At 70.9% G+C, this 21,603-nt stretch carries 18 protein-coding genes; 8 read left to right on the top strand and 10 right to left on the bottom strand.

All coding sequences use genetic code 11. The features are described from left to right. Positions 1–198 precede the first annotated feature (198 nt). Positions 199–1,050 carry an NmrA/HSCARG family protein gene (locus AB0C02_RS13720; RefSeq protein ID WP_357547819.1) on the top strand — a complete coding sequence of 284 codons (852 nt, stop codon included), beginning with the start codon at positions 199–201 and terminating at the stop codon, positions 1,048–1,050. Positions 1,051–1,168: 118 nt separating this feature from the next. After that, positions 1,169–1,708: a GNAT family N-acetyltransferase gene (locus tag AB0C02_RS13715; protein ID WP_357547818.1), complete on the top strand. Its 540-nt coding sequence runs from the start codon at positions 1,169–1,171 to the stop codon at positions 1,706–1,708. 22 nt (positions 1,709–1,730) lie between these two features. Here the strand turns inward: AB0C02_RS13715 and AB0C02_RS13710 are convergent, their stop codons facing one another. Together AB0C02_RS13710 and AB0C02_RS13705 are read right to left on the bottom strand one after the other, a co-directional pair. Continuing rightward, the gene (locus tag AB0C02_RS13710) at positions 1,731–2,633 is read right to left on the bottom strand and encodes a DUF5996 family protein (protein WP_357547817.1); all 903 of its coding nucleotides are present in this window, start codon (positions 2,631–2,633) and stop codon (positions 1,731–1,733) included. A gap of 239 nt (positions 2,634–2,872) precedes the next feature. Next, on the bottom strand, positions 2,873–6,169 hold the full coding sequence (locus tag AB0C02_RS13705) for an endo-1,4-beta-xylanase (RefSeq protein WP_357547815.1): 3,297 nt from the start codon (positions 6,167–6,169) through the stop codon (positions 2,873–2,875). A gap of 292 nt (positions 6,170–6,461) precedes the next feature. On the opposite strand from AB0C02_RS13705, the gene AB0C02_RS13700 reads away from it, so the two are divergent. Next, on the top strand, positions 6,462–8,288 hold the full coding sequence (locus AB0C02_RS13700) for an AMP-dependent synthetase/ligase (protein WP_357547814.1): 1,827 nt from the start codon (positions 6,462–6,464) through the stop codon (positions 8,286–8,288). 45 nt (positions 8,289–8,333) lie between these two features. On the opposite strand, the gene AB0C02_RS13695 is transcribed toward AB0C02_RS13700, so the two are convergent. After that, positions 8,334–9,767: an acyl-CoA synthetase gene (locus AB0C02_RS13695; RefSeq protein WP_357547813.1), complete on the bottom strand. Its 1,434-nt coding sequence runs from the start codon at positions 9,765–9,767 to the stop codon at positions 8,334–8,336. A 307-nt stretch (positions 9,768–10,074) separates the two neighbouring features. Between AB0C02_RS13695 and AB0C02_RS13690 the strand changes: the two genes are divergently transcribed. From AB0C02_RS13690 to AB0C02_RS13670, 5 genes are all read left to right on the top strand, one after another. Next, entirely contained in the window at positions 10,075–11,349 is a 1,275-nt protein-coding gene (locus AB0C02_RS13690) for an MFS transporter (RefSeq protein WP_357547812.1), read from the top strand. A gap of 167 nt (positions 11,350–11,516) precedes the next feature. Next, positions 11,517–12,647, top strand: coding sequence for an ABC transporter substrate-binding protein (locus tag AB0C02_RS13685; RefSeq protein ID WP_357547811.1), 1,131 nt, complete (start codon positions 11,517–11,519; stop codon positions 12,645–12,647). A gap of 7 nt (positions 12,648–12,654) precedes the next feature. Next, positions 12,655–13,581: an ABC transporter permease gene (locus AB0C02_RS13680; protein WP_357547809.1), complete on the top strand. Its 927-nt coding sequence runs from the start codon at positions 12,655–12,657 to the stop codon at positions 13,579–13,581. Further along, entirely contained in the window at positions 13,569–14,393 is an 825-nt protein-coding gene (locus tag AB0C02_RS13675; protein ID WP_357547807.1) for an ABC transporter permease subunit, read from the top strand. Before AB0C02_RS13680 ends, AB0C02_RS13675 begins: the two co-directional genes overlap by 13 nt. Beyond that, complete coding sequence (locus AB0C02_RS13670; RefSeq protein WP_357547803.1) at positions 14,390–15,499, top strand: ABC transporter ATP-binding protein; 1,110 nt, start codon at positions 14,390–14,392, stop codon at positions 15,497–15,499. Before AB0C02_RS13675 ends, AB0C02_RS13670 begins: the two co-directional genes overlap by 4 nt. A 133-nt stretch (positions 15,500–15,632) precedes the next feature. On the opposite strand, the gene AB0C02_RS13665 is transcribed toward AB0C02_RS13670, so the two are convergent. The 7 genes from AB0C02_RS13665 to AB0C02_RS13635 all read right to left on the bottom strand — a co-directional run bounded on the left by AB0C02_RS13665 (position 15,633) and on the right by AB0C02_RS13635 (position 21,598). Further along, positions 15,633–16,214: a hypothetical protein gene (locus AB0C02_RS13665; RefSeq protein ID WP_357547802.1), complete on the bottom strand. Its 582-nt coding sequence runs from the start codon at positions 16,212–16,214 to the stop codon at positions 15,633–15,635. Next, complete coding sequence (locus AB0C02_RS13660; protein ID WP_357547801.1) at positions 16,211–16,717, bottom strand: SigE family RNA polymerase sigma factor; 507 nt, start codon at positions 16,715–16,717, stop codon at positions 16,211–16,213. The genes AB0C02_RS13665 and AB0C02_RS13660 overlap by 4 nt, the downstream gene beginning before the upstream one ends. 240 nt (positions 16,718–16,957) lie before the next feature. Continuing rightward, positions 16,958–17,782: a serine protease gene (locus tag AB0C02_RS13655; RefSeq protein ID WP_357547800.1), complete on the bottom strand. Its 825-nt coding sequence runs from the start codon at positions 17,780–17,782 to the stop codon at positions 16,958–16,960. Positions 17,783–18,019: 237 nt separating this feature from the next. Then, positions 18,020–19,240: a DUF6596 domain-containing protein gene (locus tag AB0C02_RS13650; protein WP_357547799.1), complete on the bottom strand. Its 1,221-nt coding sequence runs from the start codon at positions 19,238–19,240 to the stop codon at positions 18,020–18,022. Then, positions 19,237–19,569, bottom strand: a complete 333-nt coding sequence (locus tag AB0C02_RS13645) for a YciI family protein (RefSeq protein WP_357547798.1) — start codon at positions 19,567–19,569, stop codon at positions 19,237–19,239. The genes AB0C02_RS13650 and AB0C02_RS13645 overlap by 4 nt, the downstream gene beginning before the upstream one ends. Positions 19,570–19,769: 200 nt before the next feature. Further along, positions 19,770–20,780 carry a glycerophosphodiester phosphodiesterase family protein gene (locus AB0C02_RS13640; protein WP_357547797.1) on the bottom strand — a complete coding sequence of 337 codons (1,011 nt, stop codon included), beginning with the start codon at positions 20,778–20,780 and terminating at the stop codon, positions 19,770–19,772. Between the two features lie 128 nt (positions 20,781–20,908). Then, positions 20,909–21,598: a response regulator transcription factor gene (locus AB0C02_RS13635; protein WP_357547796.1), complete on the bottom strand. Its 690-nt coding sequence runs from the start codon at positions 21,596–21,598 to the stop codon at positions 20,909–20,911. Positions 21,599–21,603 lie beyond the last annotated feature (5 nt).

Genomic DNA, 21,603 nt, shown 5'->3' with positions numbered 1-21,603 from the left:
CCGTTCGGGGCGCCGGCGGGGCGCGGGACGACCTGGCGGCGACCGATCCTTTCGCCGCGGCCCGTGCTCTGCGCCAGCGGGCGCCACCGCACTCGTACGAACGTGCGCAAGGAAGGGGTGACGGCCGAGGTGGGCGGATAGCGTAGAGCGCGGCGACGATCGGTCGCCGCGCCAGCTCGCCGAGGAGAGGTGACTCTGATGGCCGATGCGCCGATCTTGGTGCTCGCTGCGACCGGCGGTCAGGGCGGTGCCGTCACCGAGGCGTTGTTGGGCCGCGGGGCCCGGGTACGGGCGCTGGTGCGCGACCCGAAGCGGGGGACGGCTCGGCGGCTGGCCGACCGGGGTGTCGAGGTCGTCACGGGATCGCTGGATGATCGCAGCTCGCTGGCCGCGGCGATGGCGGGCGCGGCGGCCACCTTCGCGCTCACGACGCCATTCGAGGCGGGCGTGGACGCCGAGGTGGCCCAGGGGCGGGCGATCCTGGCAGCCGCCGGCGAAGCCCGAGTACCGCATCTGGTGTTCAGTTCGGTGGCCGGCGCCGATCAGGACAGCGGCGTGCCGCACTTCGACAGCAAGGCGCGCATCGAAGCCGAACTGGCTGCTGGCGATGTCCCCTACACGATCTTGGGGCCGACGTACTTCTTCGACAACGCCCTCGGCGTGGCGGACCGCATTCGCAGTGGGGTGCTCGAACTGCCGCTGCCGGCGGACCGGCCGCTGCAGCAGCTTGACCGCACCGACCACGGCGTCTTCGCCGCGCAGGTGCTACTCGACCCCGCCCCCTACGTCGGGCGACGCATCGAGCTGGCCAGCGACGCCCCTACCCCCACCCAGATGGCGGCCGCGCTGAGCGCGGCGCTGGGGCGGGAAGTGCACCACGAGAAGGCGCCACTGACCGAGATCGGCAACCCGGACATGCACGCGATGTGGACGTTCTTGAATGGGCCGGGCTACCAGGTCGACATCGCCACGCTGCATGCCGCCCACCCCGAGGTCGGTTGGACCAGCTTCGCCGACTGGGCCCACCACACCTTCGCATCCGTTCCGTGAACACGTACGCGAGCGCGAGCGCTCGACCGGTGACCCGCTTCCTCGATCATCGGGGGCGAGTTCGTCGGAGACAGCGACGGTCTTGATCGCTGCCGCGTCTGCTGAAAAGCTGACCGACATGATTGAGCTCGGACCCGTCGCCTGGCCGCCCGAGCCGATCCGGACCGAGCGGCTCGTGCTCCGTGCGTCCGAGGCCCGGGACCGTTCGGTGTTCATCGAGCTGCTGGCATCGCCAGAGGTACACACCTACCTCGGCGGCCCCCGGCCTCGCGACGAGCTTGAGCGCGAGATGCCCGGGGTGCCCGAGCGGTGGCCCGGGAGTTTCGTCGTTGACCTCGACGGGGCGATGATCGGCCAGATCCTGCTCAGGAGAGCAACGGGGCAGCATCGCCCGGCTGCCGTGGGGAAGGCCGATCTCGGTTACCTGTTCCTGCCGCGGGCGTGGGGATTTGGGTACGCCGCCGAGGCGTGCGCGGCGGCACTCGACTGGTTCGACGGCGTCCTTCCCGGCGAGCCGGTGGTGCTCACCACCCAAACCGCCAACGTCGGCTCGATGCGCCTCGCGGCAAAGCTGGGGTTCACCGAGGTAGAGCGGTTCCAGGCCTGGGACGCCGAGCAGTGGCTCGGCCTGCGGTCCCCGGTCACGCCGTCTGCTTGAGCTCGTGCTCGACTGTCGGTGGTCAGGGTGCGTACTGGGTGCGCAGCTCGCTGGTATCCCAGCCGGCGCGGTAGGCGCCGGCCTGGTAGGCGCTCTCCAGGAAGGTGAGGACCGTCGCGCGGGGGTCGGCGGTGGCGCGGGCATCGTCGTACGTCAGCAGCGCGAGGTGTGCACCCCGGTTCTCGACCCAGCGTGCCTGCGCGGGTCGCAGCGGTTCCTCGGTGAGGCCGTCGGGCTCGGGCGCGGTGTAGGAGTAGAAGGCCGGTTCGGGAATGTTCTTGTCGCCGAACCAGAAGCCGGCACTGATCACCTCGTGTGAGTACGCCTCGCGGGTCACCGGGTCGACGGTGTCCGGCTGCGGGACCTGCCGGCCGGAGAAGCGGGTGACCGCGATGTCGAAGGTGTGCCAGAAGTGGTGGACCGGGCTGGTCTTGGCGTTGCACCGGGAGGCATATTCCTCCAGCACGAGCCCCACCTGGCTGAGTACCTGCCAGTACCGGTTGACCCAGTACGGGTCGTACGCGGCGTGCGTGGTGTCCTCGGCGAACGGGATGCTGTCGGTCAGATCGTAGGGCTTGGCCGCGATGTGGACGTGGATGCCAAGGTGCGACAGCGCGGTGAACAGCCGTTCCTGGAACGCCGCGACGGACATGCCGGGCAGCGGGAAGGAGACCGTCTGGCCGGCCAGGGTGTTGATGATCAGCCGGTGGTCGACGAAGTCGAAGTCGATGGCGAACATCACCTCCCGGCCCATGGGTCGGGAAGTGATGCCGCGGCCGGTCAGGTGGAACGGCACGTGCCACCAGTGGTTGCGCGGCGGTGCCTGGTCCAGCCGGATCTTGCCGACGATCTGCGCGAACCGGTGGACGGTTTCCTTCGAGTCCGCCCACGCGGACAGCGGGATCGGCGGGAACAGCTCGGTCATCCGTACACCTCCGACAGTGTGATTCGGGCCCATGTCGGCATCTTTCCCGATGCGCTGGCCGCATGGGGCCAACCTCGCGTTGGGCCCACCAATTTCACCAGCTCGACCGCGCCCACGGTGAGGATCGCATGGGCGAGCATGACGAGGAAGATCCGGAACGTGGGTGGTCGACCCCGCCGACGGCGGCCACCGTCAGTATTGAACGGTGGCCGCCGCCACGGGACACCCGTCGCCGGGTGTTACAGGTTGGCGCAGTAGCCGACGCTGAAGGTGCTCGCACCCGGTGCCAGGGTCCGGTTCCAGTCCACGCCCCTGATCCGGTAGCTGCCATCCGGCAGGCGTTCCCGCTTGAAGTTCCACGCGTCGTAGATGTCGCCTTCGAGATCGACGACGGCGGTCCATTCGACGGGCTTGCCGCTGGTGTTGGTGGCGGTGATGTTCGCGCAGTAGCCACCGCCGCTGTCGGAGTTCCACCGGGTGAAGGTGGTCAGGGTGACGTCCACGTTGGAACCGGCGACCAGCCGGCCCACCCCCCACCGGGCGGTGGTCTGGTAGCCCACGCCCTCCTGCTCGGCCCAGTTGTGGATCGCGGTACGAGCGCCGTTCGACGCGTCGTTGACCTGGAAGTCCAGGCCGTGGAACGTGTCGAGGCCGCCGTATTCGAGCAGGCTGATCGCCGCCTCGACGGTGTAGCCCGTCGCCGTACGCACGGTTGCGCTGTGCAGCCGGCCCGCCTGGAACGCCTCGTCACCGGTGCCGAACGACACGACGTTGTTGGCGCTGATCCGGATCTGGGTGTCGTCGTAGCGGTAGGCGCCGTTCTTGGCGTTGCCGGCGTCGACGTAGATCTCGACCGAGTCCTGGGTCCACGGGTCGGAACCGGAGACGTCCACCACCGGGTCGGTGACCTCGGCCAGCACGTAGAGCGTCTGGCCCCGCCAGAGGGTACGGACCTTCGCGGTCGCGCCGCCGGTGCCGGAGACCCGCTTGGCGGTGGTCACCGCGCTCGCCTGGGCCCAGACGGCGTCCACCCTGCCGTCGATGACCGGCGCGGTGGCCGCCTCGCGTACCTCCAGGTACGACAGCCCCTCCACCAGGGTGAGGGTGCCGACCGCTCCCGGGGTGTTCCAGCCGGACGTGGCACCGTTGTCGCGAACCCGCACGTCCAGGGTGAGCGTGTCGCCCTGGACGGCGGCGGTCAGCGGCAGGTGGGCGACCAGTTGGTAGCCGCCGTCCCGCTCGGCCACCACAGCCGGCACGTCACCGCTGCCGTCACGGGCGACCTGGTACGTCCTGCTGCCCAGGACGAAGCTGACCCGGTCGTCGCCGGAGACCGTGGTGTCGTTGACGGTGACGTACGCCGTCAGGTGATCCGGTGCCCAGCGCAGCTGGAACCGCGCCTTGTCCTCCACCGGGTGCAGCGGCAGCTTGCGCCAGGTCAGATCCTTCGGGGCACCGGCGGTGAGGGCCACGTCACCGGCGAAGACGTTGGCGGTACGCAGCCGGGCAGGCAAACCGCCGTCCACTGCCCCGTGATACGCCGGCTTGGCCCGCAGATTGTCGTCGAACAGCAGTGGCGCGCCGCTGCTGTTCCGCCACGAGCGGCCGTCGGTGAGGCCCCAGACGGTGACGGACTTCAGGTCGTGGGCGTGCGCCCGGAAGATTCGGAAGGCGTCCCGGTAGTAGTAGCCCTGCTCGATCAGGTTCGCCTGGGTGACCGGGGTGCCCGTGGTGACGTCGAATTCGGTGACGGCCTGGGTCACCGGCAGGTCCGCGAACGCGTCCAGCGCGGCCTCCAGGCTGCTGACCGGAGTGGCCAGCGAGAGGTGGAACTGGTGGCCCACCCCGTCGATCGGCACGCCGCGCGCGAGCAGCCGCTGCACGAGCGCCCGGTAGCGGGTCTGCTTGCCGATCTGCTCGGTGTTGTAGTCGTTGATGAACAGGGCGACCGGGTGGCTGTTTCCGACGGCGTAGACATTGTTGAACGCCTCGTTGGCATACTCGAACGTCAGGTCGATGAAACTTTCGCCGAGGATCCGGTACCACTCGCTGCGACGCAGGCCGTCTGCGTTTTCACCGCTGTCGCTGACCACCTCGTTGACCGCGTCGAACGCGTACAGCGGGTTGGTGGCGGAGCCGAACTTGCCGTACCGCTGGCTCAGCGACTCGGCGACGGAGAAGATGTGGGTCCGCAGCCGCTCGCGTAGCAGCTGCTGGTGGGCCGCCGAGGTAGTCAGTGGCTGCCCGGCGGAGTCGTGGAAGAACCAGGCCGGGGTCTGGCTGTGCCAGACCAGCACGTGGCCGTAGACGTGCAGGTCGTTGTCCCGGGCGAAGTCCATCAGGGCCAGCGCCTGTTCGTGCGGGCGGAAGTTGCGCTCGTTGTCGTACCAGGCCTCGGGCTTCATGTGGTTTTCAGGCGTGATCTGGTTGAAGTGTCGGGTCAGCAACTCGGCGGCCCCGCCGACCGTCTCCCGGCTGTCGATCGCCACGCCGACCGGGAAGTCGGTGGTCTCGTGGATTCCGGTGAGGTCCTCGATGGCTGGCGGCGTGGGCACCCGTACGACGATGTCGTCGACGAGGAAGTCGCTGGTGTTGCCGGCCACGTCCGCGCCCTGCCAGCGGGTCTCGAAGTAGAGGAACGCGCTGTCCGCGGCCGGCATGGTGAAGCGGGCGGTCACCTGCGTCCACCCGGAGTTGGTGACTGTCTCGAACCGGGCGAGGGTGCTGAACGACTGACTGCCGCCGGTCGTGCTGGCCAGACTGAGCCAGACCTGGTCGGTCGGCTGGCCTTCGGCGAACCGTAGCCAGGCGTCGAACTCGTAGGTCACGCCCGCCTTGAACAGGCCGGTCACGTCGCGGCCGAGGCCGGCGCCCTGGTTGACCCGCTCGGTGACCAGCGCCGCGAACGCACCTCCGTGCGCGACGTCGGTGAGCGTGACCCGCGGGGCACCCGGACCGCCGTCGCGTGGGCCCCAGCCGTCCAGCCCGTTCTCGAAGTCGGTGTCGATGACATTGGTGCCCGGCTCCGGGCCACCGCCGTCCGGCCCGGTGATCGCGATGTCGTCGAGGAGGAACGGAGTGTTGCCGTCCGCCTCGGCGTAGAGGGTGGCGGCGCTGAGCCCCGCGGGCAGCGTGTAGTCGCCGCCGATCCGCACCCAGCCGCCCGCGGTGGTGGGGACGCTGCCGCCGATCCAGGTGTAGGTGTTGTCACCGCCGGCGGCCGGGGTCGCCTCGACGGTGAAGTGCACCCCGGCGGTGCCCTCGGTGCCAGCCGGCAGCTTCGCCCAGGCGCTGACCGTGTACTGCGTACCGGTTTTGAACAGTGCGGTCGCGCTCGTGGCCGGGCCCTGCCAGTTGGCTGTGCGGCCGGTGACCGACAGGCTGTGGTTGCTCTCGTGGCCTTCGTCGGCGATGCCGAGGGTCACGGCACCGCGTGGCCCCCACGGAGCGTACGAGCCGGACTCGAAGTCGTTGGAGAGGACGACCCCCGCGGCGACGGCCGGGGTGGGTGCGGCGGTGACGGCCGCGATGAGCACGGTCGAACAGAGTACGGCGAGGGTTCGCGATCGGCGTCGTGATCGATGGGGCAGGTTCCAGAGGCGCATCGGCGGTCCCTTTACGCAGATTGGACGGCGGGTGGGGTGTGCCTGGCATCAGCGTTCGCTGGACGGATCCAAGCGCGTGCATGTTAAGACGGGCCGAGCGTCGAGGCCAGAACTTCCGGAAGTTTTCGGAATCTGGCGAGACGGCGACGCGGGGCGGTAACTCGCATGGCCGTCGCCGGGCCGGGTATCCAGGGGCGCGGCCACGGGCCGGGAGGGGAGCGTGATGCGGCGCAACGTCAGGGTGGAGCCGAAGATCACCGGCGGGGAGTCGGTCGGGCTGGCCGACGTGGTGTGGGACAACGCGCGGCAGGACCCGGGCACGGTGCAGTTCCGGCGCCCGGACGCGGACGCCCGGTCGTGGCCGTGCTCATCCGGTGACCCGTCAGCGGTGACCTGCCGGCAGTTCCGCGACGACGTGCAGGCCGTGGCGCGCGGGCTGGTCGCGGCGGGCGTGACGCCGGGGGCGCGGGTGGGACTCATGAGCCGCACCCGGTACGAGTGGACGCTGGTCGACTACGCGGTGTGGGCGATCGGTGCGGTCACCGTTCCGGTGTACGACACGTCGAGCGCCGAGCAGCTGGCCTGGATCCTCGCCGACTCGGGCGTGGTGGCGTGCGTGGTGGAGACGGCCGACCACGCCGAGCTGCTGGCCGGCGTACGCAACGGCCTGCCGGAGCTACGCCAGGCGTGGCAGATCGACTCCGGTGACCTGATCCAGCTGGCCGAGCAGGGCCGGGCCGTTGACGACGAGGCCGTCGAACGCCGGCGTGCCGCGGTGTCGGGCGAGGACCCGGCCACGATCGTCTACACCAGCGGGACCACGGGCCGGCCCAAGGGCTGCGTGCTGACGCACCAGAACATCCACCTCGACGTCGGCAACGCGGTCGCGGCGCTGCCGGAGCTGTTCAACCAGACGGCGTCGACGGTCCTTTTCCTGCCGCTGGCGCACGCCTTCGCCAGGATGGTCCAGGTGGCGATGGTGCAGACCCGGGCGACGACGGTGCACACCCCCAGTGCCCATGACGTGTTGAAGCAGTTGCGCCGGTATCGGCCGACGTTCGTCCTCGCCGTGCCGAGGGTGTTCGAGAAGGCGTACAACGGGGCCCGGCAGCAGGCAGCCGACCAGCGCCGGGGGCGGCTGTTCGACCTCGCGGACCGGGTGTCGGTGCGGTACAGCCGAGCGCTCGACACGCCGTCCGGCCCCGGAACGAGCCTCCGGCTGCTGCGGAGTCTCCTCGACCTGCTGGTCTACCGGAAACTGCGGGCCGCGTTCGGCGGCCGCTGCCGGGTCGCCATCGTCGGCGGGGCTCCCCTCGGCGAGCGACTCGGGCACTTCTTCCGCGGCGCCGGCCTCACGACCCTCGAGGGGTACGGGTTGACGGAGACATCCCCGGCGCTGGCGGTGAACCGGCCCTCGGCGATGCGGATCGGCACCGTCGGCCGGCCGCTGCCCGGCGTGGAGCTGGCCATCGCCGACGACGGGGAGGTCCTCGTCCGCAGCGATGTCGTGTTCCACGGCTACTGGAACAACCCGGCCGCGACCAGCGAGACGTTCACCGCGGACGGCTGGTTCCGCACCGGCGACCTCGGCAGCCTCGACGACGACGGCTATCTGCGGATCACCGGACGCACAAAGGAGATCATCGTGACCGCGGAGGGAAAGAACATCACTCCCGGCCCCATCGAAGACCGGATCCGCGCACACCCGCTGGTCAGCCAGTCCATGCTGACGGGCAACGGCAAGCCGTACGTCGCCGCCCTGGTCACCCTCGACCCGCAGGCGTGGTCCCGGTGGCGCGACACGCACGGTCACCCACGCGCCTCAGCGGCGGAGTTGCGCGAAGACCCCGCCCTGCGTGGCGAGATCCAGACCGCGATCGACCAGGCGAACCGGTCGGTCTCCCACGCGGAGGCGATCAAACAATTCCGGATCCTGCCCGATGACTTCACCGAGGCCAACGGTGAGCTCACCCCCACGTTGAAGATCAGACGTGAGGTGGTGCAGCAGCAGCGTGCCGCCGACATCGACGCCCTCTATCGCGGCCACTGACCGCGCGGCGTGGGCGTGCCACGCCTGGGCCGCCGGGTAGCCGGGTCAGCCGCCGGCCAGCAGCTTCTTCTGCACCTTGCCCATCGCGTTGCGGGGCAACTGCTCGACCAGGTGGACCTGCCGCGGCCGCTTGTGTGCGGCGATCCGGCCGGCCACGAACTCGATGAGCTGCGCCTCGGTCGCGGCGTCCGCCACCACGTAGGCGACCACCTGCTGCCCGAGGTCGGCGTGGGGCGCGCCGATCACCGCCGCCTCCCGTACCGCCGGGTGGGCGAGCAGCGCGTTCTCCACCTCGCCCGCGCCGATCCGGTACCCGCCGCTTTTGATCATGTCAGTGGAGGCACGGCCCAGGATCCGGTGCCACCCGTCGCCGTCGATGGTGGCGATGTCCCCGGTACAGAACCAGCCGTCCGAGGTGAATGACTCGCGGGCAGCCTCCGGCCGGTTCAGGTATCCGCTGAACAACATCGGCCCGCGTACCTGGAGTTCGCCCGGGGAGTCCCCGTCGGGCGTCACCGGACTGCCGTCCTCGGCGACCAGCCGGGTCTCCACGCCAGCCAGCCGGGTGCCGACAAACCCGGGCCGGCGCTCGCCGTTCGCCCGGGCGCTGACGGTGATCAGCGTCTCGGTCATTCCGTACCGCTCGACCGGCGGCTGACCGGTGAGATCGGCGAGCTGCGCGAAGACCGGCAGGGGCAGCGGCGCGCTGCCGGAGACCAGCAGCCGGGCCGACGAGAGGGCCCGGGCGGCAGACGGAGCGCCGCACACCCTCGACCACACGGTCGGCACACCGAAGTACAGGGTGCCGCCGGTGGCGGCGTACGCCTCCGGCGTGGGTCGGCCCGTGTGGGCCAGGCGCGATCCGACCCGGAGCGCGCCCAGCATCCCCAGCACGAGGCCGTGTACGTGAAACAGGGGGAGCCCGTGCACCAACAGATCGTCGGGCGTCCACGACCAGACGTCGGCGAGGGCGTCCAGATCGGCGGCGATCGCCCGTCGGGGGATCAGTGCTCCCTTCGGGGCTCCTGTCGTGCCGGAGGTGTAGAGGATCAGTGCTGTGCTCTCCGGCGCGGGCTCCGGATAGCCGGTGCTTGAGCGGGCACCGAGGTCCACGGCGGCGACGGGAACCGGCACGTCCACCAGCGCTGCGGCGCCCGCGCAGGCCGGCGGGACGAGCAGCAGCGAGGCGCCGGAGTCGCGCAGCACGTGGTCCCGCTCGGCGGGACCGGAGTCCGGCGGCACCGGTACGACGGGCACCCCGGCGATCAGGCCGGCGACCACGGCCACCACCGTCTCCATGCTGGCCGTCGCCCAGGTCGCCACCGCGTCACCGCCGGCGATGCGATCGGCGAGGGCGGTGGCGGCGGAAAGCAGCTCCTCCCGGGACGCCCGCTGGCCCCCGACCCGGATCGCGTCGGCGTGGTCACCGAACGCTCCGGACAACGCCGGCAGCAGCACGTCGTCGCTGCCTCGCCGCATCCCGCTCACCGCCCGGCGCCGCTCACCTCGTCCACCATTGCCCGACGATAGCGTCCTGCTGCCGCCCCGAGCACTTCGCCTGGGGTGCGGCCGGGATAGGGAACCTGCCGCTGTCACGGGGCCAGTCGACGGCCTAGGCTTGTCGGCGTGATTCCGATCGAAGCCGTCGCCGTGGCGTACGGCTGTTGGATCACCCCCGACCTGCCGCTGTACGGCAACGACCACGAGCGCTCCGACTTCGCTCCCTGATCGGTCCGGGCTCCATTCGCCGTCCGATCCATGTCCACCACCGTGGGAGCGCCCTGTCATGCCCGTACCCGACCACACCCGCAGTGTCCCGCCCAGCGGAGACCTGTCCGTCGCGGATGCGTCGTTCGGCTCGCCGCCGAGCGATGCCGAGACCTCCTCCACCTCTGGCCACCCTTCCGTGTTGGCCGTGCTCCGGGCTCCGCAGACCGCCCGGGTGCTTGCCGCCAGCCTGCTCGGGCGAATCCCACTCGGCGCCGCCCCGCTGGCCTTGCTGCTCTTCGCCCGGGAGGCGATGACGCTCACGGTCGCGGGCCTGCTGGTCGGCGCGTTCACCGCCGGCACCGCGGTCGGTCAGCCGATGTTCGCCCGGATGGCGGACCGGTGGCGGCAGCCGCCGGTGCTGTGGCTGGCGACGACGATATCCACGGTCGGGTTCGCGCTTACCGCGGCGCGGGTCAGCCTGCCAGTGACCGTGCTCGCCGCCGGTCTGGCCGGGCTGGGCGCGCCGCCGTTCGAGTCGTGCCTGCGGGTGTTGTGGCGCGACCTGCTTCCCGCACAGCAGGTGCAGACCGCGTACACGCTGGACATCGCGGTCCAGGAAGCCATCTTCATCCTCGGCCCGGTGGTCACGCTCGCCGCCGTCGCGCTGGCTGGACCGGGTGGCGGCCTGGCGGCAGCAGCACTGTTCCAGGCGGCGGGGACGCTGTGGTTCGCCACCACCGGCGCCGTCCGTCACTGGCTGGGCGAGCCGGCGGTCCGGCACTGGGCCGGCCCGCTACGCGTCGGCCGGTTTCGGCTGATCCTCGGCGCGCTGCTGATGGTCGGCGCCGCGGTGGGCAGCGTGACGGTCGCCGCGACCGGGTACGCCGAGTCGTCCGGCGCCCGGTCCCTGGCGGGTTGGCTACTCGCCGCGCAGGCGACCGGGGCGCTGGTCGGCGGTCTCCTCTACGTGCGCTTCGCCACGCTTCGCCGGCACGCCACCCTGCCCCGCGCGGTCGGGATATTCGCCGCCGGTTACCTGCCGCTGCTACTCACGCCTGCTCCGCCGGTCATGCTGGTGCTGATGGCGGTGAGCGGGCTCGCGCTGCCGCCGCTGCTCACCGTCGCGTTCGTCGCGATCGACGAGGTGGCACCTGCTGGCACGGCGGCCGAGGCATTCGCCTGGGCGGCAACGGCCTTCTCGGTCGGCAGCGCGGGCGGCGCGGCGGCGAGTGGGGCGCTGCTGGACACGGTGGGACACCCTGTTGCCGGCTTTCTGCTCGCGCCACTCAGCGGTGCCGTGGCCTGCGGGGTCCTGCTGTTGGGCGGCAGGGCTGGCCGCACCCCCGGCTGACAACGTTCCACCACCCGGCACGGGACGTTCATCCGGCGTTGCTTTGGGCAGGCGTTTCCGTTCCCTGGGGCGGGCACGATGGTCCCCGGCTGGTTCGGGTCGGGTTCGGCCGGCGGACTGCCACCCATGCGTTCCGGCCAGTGACGGGTCGGTAAGAAGGAGGAACCGTGCGTATCTCGGTCGTCCGCGGCGGCGCTGCCCTGGCGGCAGCGTCCACCGTTCTGCTGGCTGTCGCGGCCTGCGCCCCGCCAGAGGACAAGAGCGCGCAGTCCAACGGGGTGGCCACGGCCACCAGTGCCGCCGATTTCGGGGGCATGGACAAGCTCGTCGCCGAGGCGAAGAAGGAAGGGCAGCTCAACGTCATCGCGCTGCCGCCGGACTGGGCCAACTACGGTGAGCTCATCAAGGCCTTCGGTGACAAGTACGGCATCAAGGTCAACTCGGCCCAGCCGGACGCGTCCAGCCAGGAGGAGATCAACGCGGCCAACCAGCTCAAGGGCCAGGCCAACGCGCCGGACGTCTTCGACCTGGGCGGCGCCGTCGCACTCGCCAACGTGTCGAAGTTCGCCCCATACAAGGTGGCGACCTGGGACGACGTGCCCGACGCGCTGAAGGAGGCGGGCGGCGCCTGGATCAACGACTACGGCGGCTACATGTCGATCGGGTACGACGCGGCGAAGGTGCCCACCCCGCAGAGCGTCACCGATCTCCTCAAGCCGGAGTACAAGGGCAAGGTCGCGCTCAACGGCGATCCGACGCAGGCCGGCGCGGCGTTCAGCGGCGTGGCCATGGCGGCGCTGGGTAACGGCGGCTCCGCCGACGACATCGCCAAGGGCGTCGACTTCTTCGGGCAGCTGAAGAAGGCCGGCAACTTCCTGCCGGTGGATCCGACCCCGGCCACGATCGAGTCCGGTCAGACCCCGCTGGTCATCGACTGGGACTACCTCAACGTCGCGCAGGGCAAGAAACTGCAGGGCAAGGTCGACTGGAAGACGGTCGTGCCGGCCAACGCGGTGCTCGGCTCCTACTACGTCCAGGCGATCAACGTCGACGCTCCGCACCCCGCCGCAGCCCGCCTCTGGCAGGAGTTCCTCTACTCCGACGAGGGCCAGAACCTCTGGCTCAAGGGCGGCGCGCGGCCGGTGCGGGCCGAGGCCATGCAGCAGGCCGGGACCCTCGACCAGACCGCGTACGCCGAACTGCCGACCTACACCGGCACGCCCGTGTTCCTGACCGAGGCGCAGACCAAGCAGGCCAAGGACTACCTCGCGGCGAACTGGGCCAAGGTCATCGGCTGAGCCTCCGATGAGCAGCCTGACCCACCCGGCGGATCCCGTGGCCGACGCGCCCGGGATCCGCCCCCGTCCCGGGCGAACCCCGATGCTGCGCCGCGGTCGCAGCCTGCTCGGCGTCGTCCCGTTCTTCGCGTTCATCGCGGTGTTCCTCGCCATCCCCACCCTCGTGGTGGTGGTCGGCGCGGTCACCAGCGATGACGGCGGCTTCACCCTCGACAACCTGATGGCGCTGGCCGACAGCTACATCGTCAACGCCTTCCTGCGCAGCATCCTGCTGTCCGCCGGCACCGCCCTGATCGGCGCGGTCCTCGGCGGCCTGCTCTCCTACGCCCTGGTCACGGCCCGCGAGGGCGGGCTGCTGCGGCGGACAGTCAGCGCGGCGTGCGGGGTGCTCGCCCAGTTCGGCGGGGTGACCCTCGCCTTCGCGTTCATCGCCACCCTCGGACTGAGCGGCTTCGTCACGGAATTCCTGCGCGATCGGCTGGGCATCGACATCTACTCCAGCGGGGTGTGGCTGTTCGACCTGCCCGGTCTGGCGCTGGTCTACACCTACTTCCAGGTGCCGCTGATGGTCATCGTGTTCCTGCCCGCGCTCGACGGCATCCGCCCGCAGTGGCGGGAGGCGTCCGACAGCCTCGGCGGCTCGACCTGGCAGTACTGGCGGATGGTCGGTGGACCGCTGCTCACCCCGGCGTTCCTCGGGGCGGCGCTGCTGCTGTTCGCCAACGCCTTCTCGGCGTACGCGACCGCCGCCGCGCTGGTCAGCCAGGGCAGTCCGATCGCACCGTTGCAGATCCGCAGCGCGCTCACCAGCGAGGTCGTGCTGGGGCAGCAGAATATCGGCAAGGCTATGGCACTGGGCATGGTGCTGGTCGTCGCCGTGGTCATGGGGCTCTACACGCTGCTGCAACGGCGGGCCGCGCGATGGCTGGGGTGATCCGTCGGCGGGCCCGTCGCCAGCGCGTCCTGCGCTGGACTGTCCTCACCGGGCTCGGCCTCTTCTTCCTCCTGCCGATGCTGGGCATGCTGGAGTTCACCACCAGGGGCGCCGGCGGGACGCTGTCGCTGGACACCTGGCGGCTGCTCGTCGACTGGCGCCGGCTCGGCGACACCTACCCCGACCTGTGGGACGGCATCGTCGCCTCGTTCGGGCTCGTCGGGCTCACCGTGCTGCTCACACTGGTGCTGCTGGTGCCCACCGTGATCTGGGTCCGGCTCCGCCTACCCGCACTACACCGGGTGGTGGAGTTCGTCTGCCTGCTGCCGCTGACGATCCCGGCGATCGTGCTCGTGGTGGGCCTCGCCCCGGTGTACGCCTGGGTCACGTACTTCCTCGGCGGCTCCCCGCTCACCCTCACCTTCGCCTACACCGTCCTCGTGCTGCCCTACGCCTACCGGGCGCTCGACGCCGGGCTGTCCGCGATCGACGTACGCACCCTGTCCGAAGCGGCGCGCGGCCTCGGCGCGGGCTGGGGCACGGTGATGTGGCGGGTGGTGCTGCCCAACATCCGCTCAGCGGTGCTCTCCGCCGCGTTCCTCACCGTCGCGCTCGTGCTCGGGGAGTTCACCGTCGCGTCTCTGCTCAGCCGGGTAAACCTCCAGGTGGCCATCAACCTGCTCGGCAAGAGCAGCGCGACGATGTCGGTGGCGGTGTCGCTGGCGGCGCTGCTGCTCGCCTTCGCGCTGCTGTTCCTGTTGTCCCTCGTCGGGCGCGGCCGGCACCGGACCCCCACCAAGGAGCTCTCTTGACCGGATCCACCGATGTCGTCACCCCGTCCGCAGGCCGAGACGACCGGCGGGGCGTGGCGGTACGACTGCAGGGCCTACGCCGCCGCTTCGGCGCGGTACCGGCGCTCGACGGACTCGACCTCGACCTCGCCCCGGGTGAGCTGGTCGCACTGCTGGGCCCCTCCGGCTGCGGCAAGACCACCGCGCTGCGGATCCTCGCCGGCTTGGAGGACGCCGACAGCGGGCGGGTGCTGGTCGACGGGATCGACGCCACGACCGTGCCGGCGAACCGCCGGGACATGGGCATGGTGTTCCAGTCGTACAGCTTGTTCCCGCACCTGACCGCGCGGGAGAACGTCGAGTTCGGGCTGCGCCTACGCGGGCGGCCGGCCGGCGAGCGACGCGAGCGCGCCGGCGAGATGCTTGACCTGGTGGGGATCGGATCACACGCCGGCCGGTACCCGCACCAGCTCTCCGGCGGCCAGCAGCAGCGCGTGGCGCTGGCCCGGGCGCTCGCGATCCGGCCACGGGTGCTGCTGCTCGACGAGCCCCTGTCCGCGCTCGACGCCAAGGTACGCGTACAGCTGCGCGACGAGATCCGTCGGATCCAGATCGAGGTCGGCACCACCACCCTGCTCGTCACCCATGATCAGGAGGAGGCGCTCGCGGTGGCCGATCGGGTCGGGGTGATGCGTGCCGGGCGGTTGGAGCAGGTGGGGACGCCCGCCGAGGTCTACCTGCGTCCGGCGAGCGCGTTCGTCGCGGATTTCGTGGGACTGAGCAACCGGCTGCAGGGCCGGGTCTCGGGGACCGACGTGCACGTGCTCGGTTCCCGGCTGCCGCTGATCGACCCGGACGCCGCCTCGGCGTACGACGCCGCCGAGGTGACCGCCCTGGTCCGACCTGAATCGGTCGAGGTGGTGGCCGATGAGACCGGGGCGGGCCGGGTGCTCGCGGCGAGCTTCCTCGGTGCCACCAGCCGGGTCACCGTCGCCTTGGCGGACGACACGCTGGTCGTCGCGCAGGTCGACAGCAGCCGGCTGTCGGATCTCGCGCCGGGCACCGCCGTGGAGATCAGGCTACGGCCGGCGCCAGTGGCGCTCGGGGAGCAGCGCGCAGGCCGTTGAACCGGTCGTCGATCCTGCTCAACCCAGGGCCGGCGCGTTGACGGGGGTGCGACCGGCTGACCCGGCGACGTCGCGCAGCGAGGCCGCGCCGCAGCTCAGCGGGGCAGCAGCCGCGTTCAGCCGCCGGGCGCGGCTACCGGGTGGCCAGCTCGGGTTGCTCCGGCCCGGCCGGACCGGCGGGAACCACCGGCGGGGAGCCTGCCGCCCGCCACGCTGCGCACACCGCGTCCGCCGCGGCCTCGGCCTGCGCGACGTTCAGGTGGGGCGCGCTGACGACGCAGGTGCCGTTCCCGACCGTCAAGGTCAGCTCCCCGCCCCTGGACAGTGGCAGGGCCAACGAGCCGTCCGTTCGCCAACCCACGTCCATGGGCAGTTCCGCGAGCGACACTCCGGCCGGCAGCGCGTCTGACACGGCGTCGACCGCGCTGCCCACCGGAAATCCGATGGCCAGCTGCGATCCGGCGTTGGGGTCGGCCACCGCGGGCGGCGACGAGGGAAGCTGGGCGACCTGCCGAGGCGGCGCAGCCGGCCACACCGCTACGGCGACCGCGCCGGCGAGCAGCGGCACCGCCGCCAGCGCGCCGACCGCGACACGGCGGCGGACGCGGCGGCGCGTCCCACGCCGCTCGATGTCCGCTGTCCCGCTGGGCAGGCCGGGTTCGTTGGCGACGAGCACCGCCAGCGCGGCGCGCACTTCTTCCTCGTGGACTGTCATGCCGGTTCTCCTTCCAGTGCGCCGGACCGCCCCAGCGCCGCGCGTAGGTGCGCCAGGCCACGGGCGGCCTGGCTCTTCACGTTGCCGGTGCTGCATCCCAGCACCGTCGCCGTCTGCTCGACCGACAGGTCCTCCCAGTAACGCAGCACGACGACCGCGCGCTGTGACGGGTGCAGGTCGGACAGCGCCCGCAGCAGCACATCGCGAGTGCCGTCGTCGCCGTGCCCGGGCGCGGCGGTCTCAGGCAGGTCGGCAACGGCGAGTTCACGCCGCCACCCGCGCCGGTGCGTGGCCAGATACCCGTTGACGAGCATGCGACGCACGTACGGGTCGACCTCGCCGCCGGCCCGTACCCGCCGCCAACGGACGAACAGGCCGGCCAGCGCGTCCTGCACGAGGTCGTCGGCGAGATACCAGTCGCCACACAGCAGGTACGCGGTGCGGCGCAGCGCACCCCGCCGGGCTGCGGCATACTCGCGGAATCCGTTCGGTGCGTCGCTCATGCCGACTCCCCGCCGGGCTGGTCGCCCCGTGCCCGGGCCGACTGCCCGGTCCGCTCGCTGCACATGCTCATGCCTGGTCCATGTAAGAATCCCGTCCGCAGGTTGCACGAGCGGAGAATTCGTCCCGACCCGCGTGAGTTGCAGACCCTGATCCGCGCTGCGCACCAAGCGGGCCGCCGAGGCGCTTCGGGGAAGCGCCTCGGCGGCCACGGCGATGGTCCGGTGCAGCGGGCGGTGCGGTTACGCGGGCTTGGTGAGCAGGCAGCCGCTGATGGTCAGGGTGATCTGGTTGCTTGCGTTGAGGCAGGTCGTGAACCAGTAGACCTCCTGCCCGTAGCTCTGCCCCTGGTACGCGCGTTTGGTGCCGTTGGCGTCAACCTCGCAGGGGTTGTTGAGGGTGCACAGTCCGCCGTTGTCGTTGCCGGTGTTGTTGATGCCGATGACCTTGCCGGTGGAAACCTCCACGATGGGCGAGCCGGAGGTGCCGTGGATGGTGTTGCAGCCGGTGTTGTAGCGGATGGAGTCGCGCCAGGTCCACTGGTCTTCCTTGAGGGTGGCCACGAATCCGTTGATGCTGCAGTTCCAGGTCCGCTTCCAGTAGCCGGACGGGATGAACATGCTGCTGCCGTCGACCGGGTGGGTGTTGGTGATGGTCAGCGCGGTGACGCCGTAGCTGCTCTTCAGAGCGGCGAAGGTCGTGGTGAGGCGGTAGAGCGAGACGTCGGTGCCGGTCATCGTGGCGTAGAGCAGCGTGTCGGCCCGGACCGTGCCGAGAGAGCTGCCGCTGGAGCTGAGCAGGGTGCCGGACCGCGTGCTGGTCTTGTTCTGCAGGACGACGCCGTTGGCGGGCATGCCGCCTTCGTAGCAGTGGCCGTTGGTCAGCATCATGGCCCGGTCGGTGTCGAGCGAGGTGGGGTAGCGGACCAGGGAGGCGGAGCAGTTGTTGAGGGCGATGGTGGCGGTGAGGCTGGGGGTGACCGCCGCAGCCGCGGGGGTGGCGGGGCCGCTGATGACGGCTGCGCCGAGGACGGCAGCGCCAAGGACGCTGGCGATACGCCTGAGCATGAGACCTCCTGGGGGTTGGTGAGTGCCTCGATGTCGTGCGACGCCGGTGGGGGAGGGTTCCATTCCGGCGGTCGGGGTGGTGGTGCTGAATACGGCGGTGGCACCAGGGGGCGGACAGTCGCCGTCACTGATCCGGTCGACGCCGACCCCTGGAGCCAATGCTGAAAAGATTGATACCAAGCGATGGGTTGAGCGGTCAAGGAGGTGGAGCCCCGAGGCAGGCGTGGGTGGTGCGGTTCACGGGCCGGCCAGTTGGTCGCGGCGACGGATGAGGTACGCCGCCTCGCCGCTGTTGCCGGCCAGCCCGATGGCCCGGTCGTACGCCGCCCGCGACTCCTCGCTCCGGCCCAGCCGGCGCAGCAGGTCGGCGCGGGTGGCGTGGAAGGCGTGGTAGTCCGCCAGCGGCAGACCGTCCACCTCCGCCAGGGCGACCTGTGGGCCGTCGAGCTCGGCGACCGCGATCGCCCGGTTGAGCCGCGCGATCGGCGAGGGGTCGAGGCGGACCAACTGGTCGTAGAGGGCGACGACCTGCGACCAGTCGGTGTCACGGACGTCGCGGGCGTCGGTGTGGACGGCGTTGATCGCGGCGAGGATCTGGTAGCGCCCCGGCGCCTGGCCGGCGGCGAGGCGCGCGCGGACCAGGGCGTGGCCCTCGGCGATCAGCTTGCGGTCCCAGGCGCCGCGGTCCTGCTCGGGGAGGGAGACGAGCTCACCGCTCGCCGACACCCGCGCGGCCCGGCGGGCCTCCGTCAGGAGCATCAGCGCCAAAAGTCCGGCGACCTCGCCGTCCGCCGGCATCAGGGCACGGACCAGCCGGGTCAGCCGGATCGCCTCGGCGGTCAGGTCGGTTCGGACTGGCTCCTTCTCGGGGCCGGAGGCCAGGTAGCCCTCGTTGAAGATCAGGTAGAGGACGGCAAGCACCCCGGTGACCCGGGCCGGAAGGTCCTCGCGGAACGGCACGCCATAGGGGATCTTGGCTACCTTTATCTTCGCCTTCGCGCGGGTGATCCGCCGGCCCATGGCGGCCTCCTGGACCAGGAACGCACGGGCGATCTCGGGCACGGTGAGCCCGCCGACCATCCGCAGGGTCAGCGCAACCCGTACCTCCATGGCGAGAGCGGGGTGACAGCAGGTGAAGATGAGGCGGAGCCGGTCGTCGTCGACGGCGCCGAGCGGCTCGGGGGTGTCGGCCAGCATCAGCGCCTCCTTGTGCTTTTCCTCGCGCCTGGCCTCGCGCCGGATCCGGTCCATCGCCTTGCGGCGGGCGGTGGTGGTCAGCCACGCGCCGGGACTCGGCGGGACACCGTCGACCGGCCAGCGCTCGACGGCGGTCGCGAACGCCTCGGCGGCCATCTCCTCGGCGATGTCGAGGTCGCCGAGGCGCCTGGCCAGGGTCGCGACCACCCGGGCCCACTCCTCGCGGTGGACCCGGGTGATCATCTCGTTGACGTCGGTCACTCGCCCAGGACCGGCCGCAGCTCGACCCTCCGGTTACAGCTCTTCGATCCCTCGGCGGCGAGCCGGAGCGCCACGTCGAGGTGGGGCGCCTCGATGATCCAGAAGCCGATGATCCACTCCTTCGACTCGAGATAGGGCCCGTCGCTGAACACGGCCTCCCCGTGCCGACCGTCGACGACGGTGGCCGTGCTGGGCGACGTGAGGCCGCCGGCGAAGACCCAGTGACCCTCGGCCACGAGCCGTTCGTTGAAGGCGTCGATCGCGGCCATCTCCTCCGCGGTGGCCAGGTCGCTCCGGTCGTGAAGAACGGAAATCAGGTACTGCGCCATCGGGATCATCTCCTGCCGTCGGGTGGCCGCCCCCTCGGGCCGCCTTTCACCCCTGCTACGAACGCCGCCGCCTCGATCCGACACTCTCCGTGGAGATTTCTTCGAGGATTCTCGTACGCCATGCCGTGCGGCGGGCGACCGGAACGCATTCGCGCGCAGTGCACGCCGGCTCGCTTCCGGCCACGCCGCACCGTTGCCGCTCAGCTCTGGTCGCGTAGCGGTGCCACCCGGTCGATCCGGTTGGTCCAGACCACTCCGGCATACCCAGCCGGAAGGCGCTTCCAGTCGTCGGCGCTGTCGAAGCCCTCCGAGAAACTGCCATTACCGGCGACGATGACGACACGGCTGTGGTGCTTGCCCATCCGGTCGACGAACTTGTTCGGCCAGCCCCACAGCCAGGGCGCGTACGTCTCGGGGATGTGCAGCTCCCGGTTCTGGCAGGCCGCCGGCACGTAACCGGTCCAACCGACCGCGAAGTACCGGTACAGGCAGCCCTTGAGGGTGGCCATGGACAACACCCGCACCTGCGGCAGCCGGGCCGCCAACGCGGCGATGGGCGCCTCACCGCCGTACACGGTGATCGTCCTGAGCTGCGCAGCGGGCAGGGCCGCCAGGTAGTCGGCGAGCCGTTCCCCCTCGACCGGGTCGCCGCTCTTGACGTCGACCAGTAGTTCCCGGTCGGGGAAGGTGGTGGTCACCTCCTCGATGGTGGGCATCAGGCCGACGCCCTTGCCACGAAACGGGAACGTGGCGCCGCCGTCGGGGGTGTACTTGTAGCCGATGTCCAGCCGGCGCAGCTCGCCGAGGGTGTGGTCACGGACCTTGCCGACCCCGTCGGTCCGGCATTCCAGCGTGTGGTCGTGGAAGACCGCCAGGCGATCGTCCTTGGTGAGTTGGATGTCGAACTCGATGATGTCGGCGCCCGCGTCGAAGGCCGCCCGCATCGACGCGATCGTGTTCTCCAGGTACGGGTGCTCGGGCGGGTCGATGCGCTCGGCCGTACAGGTGTCGTTGGTCATCCCCTCGAAGCCGAAGGTCTGGGCCAGCCCCCGGTGCGCCAGCAGCAGCGGGCGGGCTCCGTCGGAGCCGGCCAGCAAGGTGGTGTTGTTGACGTAGCAGAAGGCGGTCAACACGAGTACGCCGACCAGCAGGCCGCGCAGGATCCGCCGCCGGGAGGCGGGACGACGATGGGTCGGATCGGACGGGGACACAATTCTCCTCACGGATCACCGATGGACCCGGTCAGCATTTCGCTCCCCGGCGGCCGCCGGAACCGGCGAAGGACATAGCCGGCCTACGTCTTTCGGGCCGGGCCCGTGATGTGGGCTCAGCTGGCGACTCAGTCCGGTAAGTCCCGGACCAGCAGGGCGGCCTGGGTGCGGTTGGTTACCCCCAGCTTCGCCAGCACGCTGCTGACGTGCGTCTTCACCGTCCGCTCGGCCAGGTGCAGGGCCCGGCCGATCTCCTGGTTCGCCAGCCCCTGACCGAGCAGGTCGAGGATCTCGCGCTCCCGGGCGGTGAGCGAAGCAACCCGGGCAGCGGGCGAGTCGAGGCTGCGTCCCGCCGTACCGTCCAGGGTGGCCGTTTCGTCGGCGTCGGCGGGGCAGCGCTGCGGCCAGAGCACCCGCGCGGCCGAGGAGCTGAGCGCGGTGACCCCCGCGTACGCGCCCCGGACGGCGGCGGCCAGCTCGTCCCCGGTGGCGTCCTTCAACACGAAGCCGTCCGCCCCGGCGGCCAACGCCCGTTGGATGTCGGTGGCCCGCCCGATGGTGGTCAGCATCAGCACCCGCGTGGTCGGTGCGGGAGCGCGCGACCGGAGCTGGCGCAGCACCTGGACGCCGTCCAGGCCCGGCAAATAGAGATCCAACAAAGTCACGTCGGCGGGCTCCTCGGACCGCCGCATCAGGTCCAGCAACGCCGGACCGTCCGGCAGCACGGCCACCACCTCGATGTCCGGCTGGGCATCGAGGATCAGGGCCAGCCCTTCCCGGACCAGAGCCTGATCGTCAACGATGGCAAGCCGGATCACCGGCA

The sequence above is a fragment of the Micromonospora sp. NPDC048999 genome (assembly GCF_040649295.1).
In the GTDB taxonomy this organism is placed as follows: domain Bacteria; phylum Actinomycetota; class Actinomycetes; order Mycobacteriales; family Micromonosporaceae; genus Micromonospora.
Note: the sequence above shows the minus strand (reverse complement) of the source record. Positions and strands in the feature narration are given on the sequence as shown.

Bases quoted from the DNA above. Each gene is read 5' to 3' on its own strand.
- AB0C02_RS13720 (WP_357547819.1), top strand. From the start codon at position 199: ATGGCCGATGCGCCGATCTTGGTGCTCGCTGCGACCGGCGGTCAGGGC.
- AB0C02_RS13715 (WP_357547818.1), top strand. From the start codon at position 1,169: ATGATTGAGCTCGGACCCGTCGCCTGGCCGCCCGAGCCGATCCGGACC.
- AB0C02_RS13710 (WP_357547817.1), bottom strand. From the start codon at position 2,633: ATGACCGAGCTGTTCCCGCCGATCCCGCTGTCCGCGTGGGCGGACTCG.
- AB0C02_RS13700 (WP_357547814.1), top strand. From the start codon at position 6,462: ATGCGGCGCAACGTCAGGGTGGAGCCGAAGATCACCGGCGGGGAGTCG.
- AB0C02_RS13695 (WP_357547813.1), bottom strand. From the start codon at position 9,767: ATGCGGCGAGGCAGCGACGACGTGCTGCTGCCGGCGTTGTCCGGAGCG.
- AB0C02_RS13690 (WP_357547812.1), top strand. From the start codon at position 10,075: ATGCCCGTACCCGACCACACCCGCAGTGTCCCGCCCAGCGGAGACCTG.
- AB0C02_RS13680 (WP_357547809.1), top strand. From the start codon at position 12,655: ATGAGCAGCCTGACCCACCCGGCGGATCCCGTGGCCGACGCGCCCGGG.
- AB0C02_RS13675 (WP_357547807.1), top strand. From the start codon at position 13,569: ATGGCTGGGGTGATCCGTCGGCGGGCCCGTCGCCAGCGCGTCCTGCGC.
- AB0C02_RS13665 (WP_357547802.1), bottom strand. From the start codon at position 16,214: ATGACAGTCCACGAGGAAGAAGTGCGCGCCGCGCTGGCGGTGCTCGTC.
- AB0C02_RS13660 (WP_357547801.1), bottom strand. From the start codon at position 16,717: ATGAGCGACGCACCGAACGGATTCCGCGAGTATGCCGCAGCCCGGCGG.
- AB0C02_RS13655 (WP_357547800.1), bottom strand. From the start codon at position 17,782: ATGCTCAGGCGTATCGCCAGCGTCCTTGGCGCTGCCGTCCTCGGCGCA.
- AB0C02_RS13645 (WP_357547798.1), bottom strand. From the start codon at position 19,569: ATGGCGCAGTACCTGATTTCCGTTCTTCACGACCGGAGCGACCTGGCC.